Origin of the sequence: Paenibacillus tyrphae, assembly GCF_024158745.1 — a bacterium.
GTDB lineage: Bacteria > Bacillota > Bacilli > Paenibacillales > NBRC-103111 > Paenibacillus_G > Paenibacillus_G tyrfis_A.
In genome coordinates, this window is record NZ_JAMZAW010000002.1 from 466,613 (window position 1) to 478,332 (window position 11,720).

The following is an 11,720-nucleotide window of genomic DNA, read 5'->3' on the forward strand; positions in this document are numbered from 1 at the left end:
AAGGAGATATCACCGAAAATGAAAGCGTTGAAAATATTGATACGTATTGTAACATTTATGGTTCTAATTTATAATACATTTTGTATCAAGTCAATTGTTATTTTTTCACCATTTTCATGTTTTTATTTTGTTGAGGAGTGATTTCGATGCAATACGACACCAGGATTGCAGCTTTGCGGGATAAGAGCGGCTTCACGCAAGAGGAGCTGGCGGATCTGCTTGGAATATCGCGGGCGTCCTTGTCACACTATGAGAAAAACCGCAGAAAACCGGACTTTCAAACCTTGACAAGACTAGCGGATTTTTTTAAAGTAACAATAGATTACTTAATTGGGCGACCTCCCCAGTGGTTTTTTCAAACCGAAATTCGGGAATTCGTCGATTTGGATCAGCTTGATAACGAAGAGATGTTTCGCTTGTTCGATCTGCGTTGGGATGGCCATCTTTTAACCGAAGCCGAGACCAAAAAAATGATAGACCTCGCACTGCAACCGCGAGTCTTGAAGCAATGATACCGGCCATTCTGTTACACTTGTCGTCCATGTCCAACTCCATAAAAAAAAGGACGGGGAATATGTATCTACTAGCCGCTAAGACGATGATTCCGTTCTTGTTACTCACTGGTCTGGTTGCGAATTCTGAATTAAATTCTCCTCCGATTATCGAAAAGCCGGCGCCGGAGCGAAAAGTCGCTTCCCTCTTGGGGGGCGGTAATTTCACCAACGAGGCGGCGCATTCGACGAACGACCTGACTTACATGCGCAAATTAAACATAAGCTGGGCACGGCTTAATCTATACCCTCAGTACTATTACAGCAAACAGACCCCCAAGACCGACTCGATCGAGAAAGTCATGTCGGATATGTACAGCCATAAGATCACACCCATGATTTTGTTCGAATATTACGGAAGCTATGAGAAAAAAGGCATTCCCATCGGGGATTATTCGAAATGGTATTCCATTGGACAAGCCTATGCGGAAACGTACCGGCCAGGGGGAACGTGGGCTGCTGAACGTGGCATCAAAGATTGGGGAGTTACGGTATTTTCTGCTTTTAACGAACCCGATGTCGAAAGAACCATTCCCTTTGAGAAATACTATCAGGCTTTAAAAGGATTAGCCGACGGTGTGCATTCCGTCGATCCCAAGCTCAAGGTCATTCCGGGCGGGTTCAGCTCCCAGAACGCCTTCTCCGACTGGTCCTTGAAAGGCTATGGTCCAGCCATCGCCGAGTTATTGAATAACGGGACCTTGGACGGACTCGACCTGCATACGTACTATGACGACAAATACGCTCCGATTCTGGGCACTTACAAGAACTCGGCGCAGAACAATTTTGACCAAATCAAAAAAAGGCTGGGCTTGACCCGGGATATTCATTTTTATTCGACGGAGTTCAATGTCAAGCAAAGCAAGCCGCCGCACAACGCGCAAACGGAAGAATATTTGGCCAAGCAGTTTTTAACTGCCATTTGGGACAACCTTGGGGTTGTGAAGAACGACGGCCATACGCCCGCCACTCAATTCGCCATGCCGTGGAGTCTGCTGCAGACCGGCAAAGAAGACAAGCTCTACGGGATGCGGACGGAGCACGAAGGGAGCGCTTCTCAGATTTCCCGGACGAAGGTGCTGCAGCTGGTGACGGAAGTGACGGCGGACGCCTCGTTTGACTATCTCGATCCGAAGAAAAAGGGAGAATACATTCTGACGAGCCCCGGCAAGAAAATATGGGTCTGGCAAAACGTGAAAGGCTGGAGCAACCGCACGGGACATTCATATCAAATTGATAATATCCCTGACGGAGCCAAAGAACTGGCCGTCTACCGATGGAACGGGTTGAACGAAGTCATTCCTCTTGATGCAAGCAAGCGCACGGTCACGTTGAACCATTTGAACCAAGACGAAACGTATATGTTTGTTGCGCGATAACCGCTTCATGAATAAGAAAAGCTTCTTATCGAAGCCTATTCGAGGAAGATACATTCGTGTTTTAGAGGAAGCTTTTCTTGCGATATAGAATTCAATCAGCTCCGCTGATAACTTATCGATTCTATATCTAAAAAACAGACGTCCTGAAAATCGCTTTCATCATTTCAGAACGTCTGTTTTTTACTTTTCCTCAATCGCCCAGCTTCCGGCTCAAAATATATTGCACCGAGTCTCCGGCGGGCAAATTGACCTGAAATTCGGCCCAAGGCGAAGCTTTAACGTTCACCTGCTGAACGGCGTCGCGGTACGTCTCTCCCGGACCGATCCGTTCTCCGTCATATTCGCCTTTCAAGGGCATCTTCACCCGGACGCGCACCGATTGCGGCGAATCTTCGAAGTTGACGAAATTGACAAGCAGCTTGTCGGAAGTTGCTCCGGAACCGGGAAGCGGTGCCAAATAGCTGGTATCTACCGCACGTACATACACTTTTTTATCATGGGCTTCCGAACGGTTCATGATTTCAAAGCTGAGCGGTTTACCGTGCGTCGCATAAGCCAAGGCCAACCGTCTGAAAATTTTGACCCTGCTGTCCTGATTGCCGGAAAACGAATAGCTGCGCGTAGCTGCCGGATCGTGTGATTTAAAGTCAAAATCGTGGCGAAACAGTTCATAGTTCTTATAGAATGCGGCGTGCTGGATAAAAATATCGCTGAAGCCGATATGGGCTCTTAAAATGCGGTCGAAGACAGCCGCTTGTTTCTGGCTGGCGCCGTAGCCGGGAGGGTCCAAATGGGTGTTGGTCGTTCCGACTTCCGTATTTAACATTTTTTTCGGAAGGCCGTCCTCATCCGAACCTAGCGTCCGCAGGTTCTCAACAAAGCTTCCTCCTTCGTTATCCGCATAAGACGTCCCGTACGCATGACCGTTCGTAAGATCGGTAAGATCCTCCAGCTCTTTTCTTTGCAGCGAGTCCCGCTCCCAGCCGAATGGTTCGCCTCCCGTAGACTTGTAAGACCATCCCGGGGAAACAATCTGCAGATGCGGGCTGTAGATCGACCGGTGTTCGGACAGCCATTGGGCCACGGCGACATTGACGGCTTTGGAACGCTCAAACAGGCCCGGCTCATTATCCACTTCGTAATATTGGATGTACCGGCCATATTGCTTGAGAAAGTCCGTCAGCTTCGCTCTGGCGTCAGCCGGTAAGCCTCCGTCCGGATCGAGCGTTATATTTTTGGTGTAAAGATACAGCGCAACGGCACCTGTGTTGTACTCCTTTAACGCAGCATAGTAATTTTTCATGTCCGAACAAGAATTTCCGACATTCGAAAAACATCCTGCACGAACGATGTTTCCACTATATGCGATGCCTAACCATTTTAGAACATAAGGCAAATGCCGCGTGGCCGCCGTATCGAAGTAATAATCGTTCGAAGCGACCCCGGTCCCCATGTGGATATAGCGGCCGTGCACCGGTTCCCCGGAAGGAACTGGCAGCGCTTCCAGTTCCAAATAGTCCCACGACCACGATAAGTGAGGATCTTCTTTATTGGAGCAATAGAGACAACGCTCGGCCCCCAGCTTAAGCTCATTCTGCCCCTGCTTCAGCTGTTCCTTGGGAATATACAGCTCATAGAGCTTTTTATACTTATAGGGACTATTCTCACCGATTCCGGCAATCTGAATCATACCGGACAACGTCCCGTTCGAGAAAACCGACATTTGAGGCACGGCTTTGGAGGCGGACAGAATCCGGACTTTGAAATTTACGCCATGCTCGGGAACTTTGCTTAACGAATAACGAATGGATAAATTGCGTGTGATCGAGGCGTCCAGCCCTGCAGGGAAATCGCTCCATACCGCTTGTGATGTTCCTTGTTTCACTTGGTACTGGAGCTTATCCGCGGTTGGGTTGGCGGCGAACTCCTGCTTCGAGTCGTCTTCCACCCCGATTCTCCAAATGCGGGGGTCTTGCTCGGGCGGTTGCAGCGCAAATCCGGACAGTATCAGCAATCCTGCAAGGATAAACATGATGCCTGCTTTTTTTAACATGTATCCCTCCGTACTGGTCCAAATTCGGTTTATAACTGAATATCAATATGCGCCGAGCCCATCGGGACTTCGAAGAGATGGTAGCTCTCACGAACCTTCCGGCAGTCCGCCACATGCTTGATCAGCCATCTCCATGCGGATTCGGTCTCGGGCTCCAGATGAAGCTCCACATTATAGACAAGCTCCGAATCGTTCATCCGGTTCACGCCATACACCCGGCCTTCCAAAGCAATCACGTGATCCGATGTCGAAAGCTCAATTCCGATCACCAGCTCCGTTTGCAGAGGCAGCAGCAAGGTCGAAGCGAACGAAATTCGGTGTTCCTCCATCACAATAATACGAATAGGAGCAAACTTTGTTATAACCGGCGTGCGGTTCAATTGTTTAATGGTCATTAAAGCGTGGCCTGCAAATGACGGATCCATTTCAATAGCCGGATCGGCAAGTTCATAATTGGTGATCAATTTGAGCCCTCCTCTGCTTCTTCGTGTTCACTGATACAATTCGGACGAAATTCCAAGGTAATGTTTATATAATTAAATTTATGTTACAATATGTATCGTTGTCAAGTTGATATTAAGAAAAGCCGCCGAAGAGTTTTTCCGGCAGCTCATCACCTCACAACGTTTGCACGACTTTCCATGTTTGTCCCCAATCCGTCGAAATTTGCAATTGATTGTTCAGCGAACGAAGCAACAGATTTCCCAGCACTACTTTCGAGGAGTAATTGGATCGGCCGATTGCCGTCCCCAGTCGTAATTGCGATATCTCCAGCATGGTTAAGCCGGTGTCGATGGACGGATAATTTAAGAACGAAGCATGGCTCATCTCCGTTCCCAGCTCATAGATGGAAAATGCACTGTACTCTCCTTCAATAACAATCGGAGGCCCGGAATGCTTCCCGCGGATCGTGTTATTTTCGAATGTAATTTGACTGGACTGCGCTCTTTGCTGTTTCAAGATCCCAAGCGCATCCGTGTCCGTATTGGCAAGAAACGAGCTGCCTCTGACCGCCATATTCGTTTTATCGAAGGCACGCAATGCCCACACATGTTTGTAGCCCTCAAAATCGATTCCATCGAAGATGATGTTACCTGTCCCGCCGATGGTGCCGGTGACCAGATCTTTGCCTATAATCACGATTCCCAAGCTGTCGTCAGGCGCGGTCAACCCGAAGCCGGCCGATAATTGTCCCCCCCAAAAGTGGAACCCGCCCGAAGCCGGAGAAATATGGACTGCCGCTTTCGTTCCGCCTAACCAGCAGTTGTAGAATTGAAGATCGTTGCCGCTTTGAAAGCCCGATCTCAGGTTCAACGCAACGGTATTCCAGTTATACTGTGCCCGCAGATTGAAAAAGACCGAGCCAAAACAGTTGTTGATTAAATCAAAGGCAATGGGAAATCCGTCCGATTGTACGTTGCGCACCTCAAATTGGCGGATCCCGTTTAATTTCACGCCGGCGGTTACCCCTTGCGGCTGCTTCACAGGCCCCAGAAAATAAATATCCCGGAGAAAGCCTCCCAAACTTTGGTTATTCATATTGGCTCCGGGTCCGATCAGAATACAGTCATAATCGTTACTTAACGTTTTAATGACGGTATTGGTCCCTCCGGCTCCGTAGATCATGACGTTGCTTCCCTTTGCGATCAGCGGCCCCGAGGTCTGATAAGTTCCCGGAGGAATATAGCAAGGAACTTTGCGCTGAATCGCTGAGGCGAACGCCGCATTCAACGCGTTGGTCGAATCGTATTTTGCCACTTCTTCAATTGGAATCGCGCCACAGTCTCTTGCGTTCACGATCATTGTTTTTAGATCACCCACCGTCTGCTCCGCTCCTTATTTTTTATTTTCATTCCCGTCTATAGTATTCTTTCCGCGGACTTTTGGCTTGGACGATGCACTAGACCAGGCCGTCAAATCCAATGACAAAAAAGAGCTGATCCCAAGTCTTTGCAGACCTTGAGGAACAGCCCCTGAAGGGTGGTTATTTATAAACATTGAACTCATGGATAGACCAGAACACGCCGGCTTGCCCGGTTTGAACGATTCTCACATATCTCGCGGTTTGCGGCGGGAAGTGAACGGTCGTCATGATGCTGCCCGCACCGGAGGCTATAGGCGCCCCCCATCGTTCTCCGTCATTGGACACGTATACCTCGTAGCCTCTGGGGAAGTCAAGCACCGAGTTCCCGGCATCCAACACGATTCTGGAAAATGTTTTCCGGGCTCCCATATCCACTTGAAAACTTTCGCCGCCCGCCTGACGCGCTCCCGTATCCCAACGGGTGAACATCTTATTGTCGATCGCAAAAGGATGATTCGCGCCGGTTCCCGAGCTCTTCCAGCCTTCCTTATCCAGCGAATCGCAAAATACGTAAAGATCGTCGACGCTCCACGGACTTCCGCCCGTATTGACGATTTTGATGTACCTGGCCTTTTGCTGAGGCATCGTTATGGTCGTGATCGGGCCGCCTGTGCCCGATTGAACAGGATTCCCCCAAGCCGCACCATCCGTTGAGACGTACAAGCTGTAATGTTGCGGGTAAGCATTCGGCCCGCGGGAAGCGTCCAGCACGATTCGGTCAAACTTTTGCGGCTCTCCCATGTCCGCCACAATCGTTTGGGCCCCGGCGAATTTCAGGCTGTCGCTTTGCTCATGGAAGCCGGCCAACGCTTCTCGTCCCGCATTAACCCCTGAGATGGTCCAGCCCGTTCGGTCCAGCGAACTGCTGTACACATTCAATTCGTGTACGGACCAGAACGTAGGACCTTTGCCGGTTTGGACGACTTTCAGGTACCTGGCCGTCTGTGGATAAGGAAGCCCCATCGTTGTCGTAACGCTTCCCGTCCCTTGGGATACGGGCTCCCCCCAATTCCTTCCATCGCTCGAAACATACATTTCGTATTGGCGCGGATAATCATGAGGCGAAGCTTCGGTGTCCAGCATCACTTTATCGAACGTTCGATTCGACTGCATATCGATAATAAAGTATTGTCCCTCTTTCTGAGGCGCTCCCGTATCAAACCGCGTCGCGGGCGAGCCGTCCAGCATCTCCTGTCCGCCTGGCTTCCCAGTCGAAGCCGTAACCGTCCAACCGCTTCGGTCCAAAGCCACCGAAGACGAAGGAATGATTTCCATGGGCCTGGAGCGTCCGCCGGCGCCGTTCGTTCCGACAGCTTGAAGGGCATAATAATACACGGTATCGTTTTTCACCGTGATATCCTTGAATGAATTCGCAGTCAGCCGGGCTGCGACAGCTTCGTAAGGTCCTTCCGGGGCCGTCGACCGAAGCACGTTGTAAGAAACGGCCCCTTCCGATTCCAGCCAAGTCAGCTCAACGCTTTTGTAGCCGACCGCTTGGTTTAAAATCACGGGAGCTTCGGGAAGCGAGCTTCCTTTTTCCTCCAAAATATACTGTACCGATTCGCCGGGGTCCAAATGGACCGACAAGCTTAAGGCGGGGTTCGCGGCTAGGCCGGTAACATAAGTTCTGGCGGCTTCATATGTATCTCCGGCGCCGATGCGGTCGCCCTCGTATACGGCTTGACTGGGCATCACAATTCGCGCGCCGACGGTCTGCGGCGACGATTCGAAGTTTACGAAATTCAATAATATTTTGTTTGAGGTTGCGCCGCTTCCGGGGAGTGGCTTTAACGTCAACGTATCCACTGCCCTGACATACACTTTTTTTCCTTTGAGCGACTCGCGGTTGTTGAGCGTATAGGACAGCGGCTTTCCGTGCGTAGCGTAGGCGAGCGCGATTCTCCGCATCGTTTTCACACGGGAATCCTGCCCCTCGTCAACGTAAAAAATTTCCGTCTTCGCGGGGTTATGTATCTTCATGCTTGAAAAGTCCGTTTTGAACAAGGAGTAGTCCTGGAAAAACGCCGCATGCTGCGTGAAATAGTCGGCGAATCCGACGTGAGCTCTGGCATTACGGTCAAACACGGCCGCTTTGCTGGCCGCTCCTTCTCCGACCACGGGGTCGGTCAAATCGTCCTTCGTGCCAAATTCGGTAGCGAACATCGGCTTCGCAAGGCCGCTGGCCCCGACGCCGACCGATTTGATATTTTCCACGAGACTGCCGCCCATGTTATTGGCATACGAGGTCCCGTAGGCATGGCCGTTTGTTAAATCCGTCAAGTCTTCGACGGCTTTTCTTTGCTTCGGGTCCCGCTCCCATCCGGCAGGAATGCCGCGTTTATCGTCGTAGGCCCATCCGGGAGACACGATTTTCAGATGCGGGGCGAGTGCGGCGCGATGATTCTTGAGCCACCGGGCAACCGCGATATCGACATCTCTGGAGCGGTTAAACAATCCCGGCTCGTTGTCGACCTCGTAGAACTGAATTTTCGAGCCGTAGCTTTTGAGATAGTCGGACAGGACGTTTTGCGCCTCCATCGGAAGACTGCCGTCCGGATTGAGCGTAATATTGCCGGTATAGAGATGAAGCGCAATCGCCCCGGTATTCAACTGGCGGAGCTTGTCCAAGTAGTCGGACATGGCCGAACAGGAATTGCCGACGTTCGAGGCGCATACCGTTCGAACGTAGTTGCCGCTATAAGCGATTCCCAGCCATTTGAGAATATAAGGCAGGTGATTGACCGCGCCCTGATCGTAATAGGCCTGATTATTTTTCACATTCGTGCCGAGGTGAACGTACGAGCCATGAATCGGCTCCCCAGCCGGCGCCTCCAGAGCTTCCAGTTTCATGTAATCCCATACCCACCACAAATAAGGATCTTCGTTGGCCGAGCAGTACAGACACCGGCTGGCCTCCAAGGTAATCGTATTGTTCCCGGGCTGAAGCATCTCCTTCGGGATATACAATTCATAGACTTTACTGTAGGAGACGGCGCTCGTCGTCCCTCCTACCCCTGCAATTTGAATCATTCCGGCAAACATTTGATTGGAGTAAACAGCCAACTGCGGAACATATTTATGGGCATCCAAAATTTTAACGGAAAATTTAACACCGTTGGGAGGAATTTGGGCCAGTGGATAGGCCAGCGTCATGACGGGGTTTTGGCTGCGGTTCAAACCTTTCGGTATGGCGCTCCAATCCGTTCTGCTTCGCCAATCTTCCGGAACCGGAACTTCCTTGGCGCTGCCCGCTTGATAGCCGACAAATTCGGCGCTGGATTGATCCGCCTTTCCAATCATCCATAAGACCGGGTCAGCCGCACGGGCGACACTGATACCGCTTTCACGGGGCCCGAGGTACCAGAAAAACAGTGCAACAAACAACAGGATCGGGAGTTTAATACGGTAAAAGTCCACCCCAAATTACCTCATTCCGATGTCATATTTTGTCGGTTTTCGCCTCCAATGGTTTCCATTTTACCATGTAGCTGGCAGCTGACGACATCCGACAAAATGCATAGGAACGAGCTGCGAATGCATGACTTTACTCCTATCCGATTGTTTACAAAATGCGGCTTGCAGCATATAAACGTCGATAAAAAAAATCCTCAGATTCTCCAAGTCCGGAAAATCCGAGGAAGGGATTACAAATGCCAATCGACATCGGTCTTAATGACTTTCGCCGGTACGCCGGCTACAAGCGAGCGCGGAGGCACATCGTGAGCGACAACGGAACCGGCGGCTACAATCGCGCCGTCTCCGATCGTAACGCCTTTCAAGATCGTGGCTTTGCAGCCGATCCATACATGATCGCCGATGATGACCGGCTTCGTATTCGGTCGCCCGTCCATAATCGTATGGTAATCCGTGTCCATGATCGACACATCCCAGGAGATGGCGCAATGACTGCCGACACGGATATGTTGCTTGCACATGAATTCGGTTCTCCGGTTGATAAACGTTTTGTCGCCAATTTCAACCGTCGCTCCGGGAGCGTCCAGATAAAAGCCGACCCCCGCATGCAGCAGCACATGATTGCCTATGACGAGATTCGTATTTTTTAATTCCGAGCGGTGCACCTTTCCGCATACCCTGAACATTTTCCCGCATTTTTGCACATGTCTGCGAAACAATAATCCTAGAAAAAGTCTGTAGGCATATCGTACATACTCGTAAAATGCCCGTTTTTGCTTGACATTCCCCATCGAATCAGTTCCCCGTGTTATAAAATTTGTTTTGCTGCAGAATGATACTTTTTGTATATTATATTATATTTTTGTTCCAAATTGTAGAGTTAATTTCGCCACATTTTGGCAGCACAAAAAAGGACCGGCTGTGTTCGTAGCGGTCCTTGAGCTTGTTGAGAAAGTGGTCAATTGAGGTAATAGAGGTGTACGAGGGGTGGGGTATCTACTTCCGGTCGCTGTTGTCTGCAGGAAATTTTATTAGAAGCCGCTTGGTAGCGGATATTTCCCGCAGACAAAGGCGAACGCTATCGCTCCTACAGTAGATACCCCACCTCCGTATGTTTTCTATTTTTTATAATGACCACTTTCTCAACAGCCTAAAGGACCGTACTGCATTCGCAGCGGTCCTTGTTCCTATCCTATGCCATGCAAGTTACAAAAACCCGAGCCGTTCGTACGTTTTTCCGAGCGCGCCCGCCGCGTCGCCTTTGAGCCATTGGTCGATGACGGTGTAGTACACGGAGCGGAAATCGACCTGGTATTTCAGGTCGCCGTTATCGAGGTTCGTCAGACTCGGCATCACGCCATACAGTCCTCCCTTGATTTTGCCGCCGAGCACAAAGACGGGAGCTGCGGTTCCATGGTCCGTGCCTCCGTTGCCGTTCTCTTTCACCCGCCGTCCGAACTCCGAAAAAGCCATGGTCGCGACGCGATTCTCAAGCCCCTGCGCTTCCAGGTCCTCATAGAAGGCGCCGAGCGCTTCGTCAAGCTGCTTCAGCAGCCTCGCATGCAGCTCTTTCTCCTGGACGTGATCGTCGAAGCCGCCGAGCTGCAAATAAAAAACGCGCGTGCCGGACTTGCCCGCGAGCATCTTGACGACAAGCTGAAGATCTCTGGCTATGGCCGTCTTCGGATACTCCACCTTCGCCTGGTATCCGCCCCCGAGCTGATGCACCGCTTCGACGCTGTCATAAGCGTCCCGGCCGCGCTCGCAGGTTACGCGGATGACGGTACCTTGCCGCTTCGGATCGTACATATCGAGGAACGCCTTGGCGAGCCGATTTTGCTCGGTCTTCGGCATTTTCGGGTCCAGGAAGGAGTACGTCTCCAGCGATTGGATGACCGGCACATTGACCGATTCCGCTTGAAACGCCAGCCCGCCGGCGGCACTGCCGATCTGCAGCGCCTTGAGCGGATTGCCGTTCCGGCTTAGCGACGCTGCCGCATACCGGCCGAGCCAGCCGGTGCGCCCCATCTTCTCCGGCTCCGCGGTCTGCCATATTTCCATCGAGCGGAAATGGGAGCGGTCCGGCTTCGGATAGCCGACGCCTTGGACGATCGCCAGCTTGCCTCTTTGGTACAAGGCGTGCAGCCGGGTCAGACTCGGATGCAGCCCGACCTGGTTGTCGATGGCCAGCACCTCGCTCTGCGTCAATCTCAGCGTCGGCCGCGCGTCGAAATAGCCGCCCACCCCATAGGGGATAAGCGTATTGAGCCCGTCGTTGCCGCCCGACAGCTGAATGACGACGAGCGCAGACGAATCGGAGTCGCCGTTATCCGTCTCTTGCGACCGGAGCGGCGAGCCGTTCTCGGCGAAGATCATCGGTCCCCCGAGTCCGAGCGTCGCCAGCAGGGCCGTGCCCTTGATTAGAAAGTCTCTTCTCGTCAGCTTCATCGGCGTCTCCC

General features: G+C 51.4%; 8 protein-coding genes. 2 read left to right on the plus strand and 6 right to left on the minus strand.

The genetic code is table 11. The annotated features are described in order from the left end of the window. The first annotated feature begins 146 nt into the window (after positions 1 to 146). Together NI000_RS04850 and NI000_RS04855 are read left to right on the plus strand one after the other, a co-directional pair. On the plus strand, positions 147 to 512 hold the full coding sequence (locus NI000_RS04850) for a helix-turn-helix domain-containing protein (protein WP_054974699.1): 366 nt from the start codon (positions 147 to 149) through the stop codon (positions 510 to 512). 86 nt (positions 513 to 598) lie between these two features. Then, entirely contained in the window at positions 599 to 1,930 is a 1,332-nt protein-coding gene (locus NI000_RS04855) for a hypothetical protein (RefSeq protein WP_253408248.1), read from the plus strand. 190 nt (positions 1,931 to 2,120) lie between these two features. Here the strand turns inward: NI000_RS04855 and NI000_RS04860 are convergent, their stop codons facing one another. From NI000_RS04860 to NI000_RS04885, 6 genes are all read right to left on the minus strand, one after another. Beyond that, the gene (locus NI000_RS04860; RefSeq protein ID WP_253408250.1) at positions 2,121 to 3,983 is read right to left on the minus strand and encodes a polysaccharide lyase family protein; all 1,863 of its coding nucleotides are present in this window, start codon (positions 3,981 to 3,983) and stop codon (positions 2,121 to 2,123) included. A 29-nt stretch (positions 3,984 to 4,012) separates the two neighbouring features. Continuing rightward, positions 4,013 to 4,447, minus strand: coding sequence for a hypothetical protein (locus tag NI000_RS04865; protein ID WP_253408252.1), 435 nt, complete (start codon positions 4,445 to 4,447; stop codon positions 4,013 to 4,015). A gap of 154 nt (positions 4,448 to 4,601) precedes the next feature. Then, positions 4,602 to 5,786, minus strand: a complete 1,185-nt coding sequence (locus NI000_RS04870) for a glycoside hydrolase family 55 protein (RefSeq protein ID WP_253408253.1) — start codon at positions 5,784 to 5,786, stop codon at positions 4,602 to 4,604. 181 nt (positions 5,787 to 5,967) lie between these two features. Then, positions 5,968 to 9,264 (minus strand): discoidin domain-containing protein, encoded by a 3,297-nt coding sequence (locus NI000_RS36910; protein WP_253408255.1) that lies wholly within the window; start codon positions 9,262 to 9,264, stop codon positions 5,968 to 5,970. A gap of 227 nt (positions 9,265 to 9,491) precedes the next feature. Next, positions 9,492 to 9,926: an acyltransferase gene (locus tag NI000_RS04880; RefSeq protein ID WP_309247868.1), complete on the minus strand. Its 435-nt coding sequence runs from the start codon at positions 9,924 to 9,926 to the stop codon at positions 9,492 to 9,494. A 541-nt stretch (positions 9,927 to 10,467) separates the two neighbouring features. After that, the gene (locus tag NI000_RS04885) at positions 10,468 to 11,709 is read right to left on the minus strand and encodes a DUF1501 domain-containing protein (RefSeq protein ID WP_253408260.1); all 1,242 of its coding nucleotides are present in this window, start codon (positions 11,707 to 11,709) and stop codon (positions 10,468 to 10,470) included. Between the last annotated feature and the right edge of the window lie 11 nt (positions 11,710 to 11,720).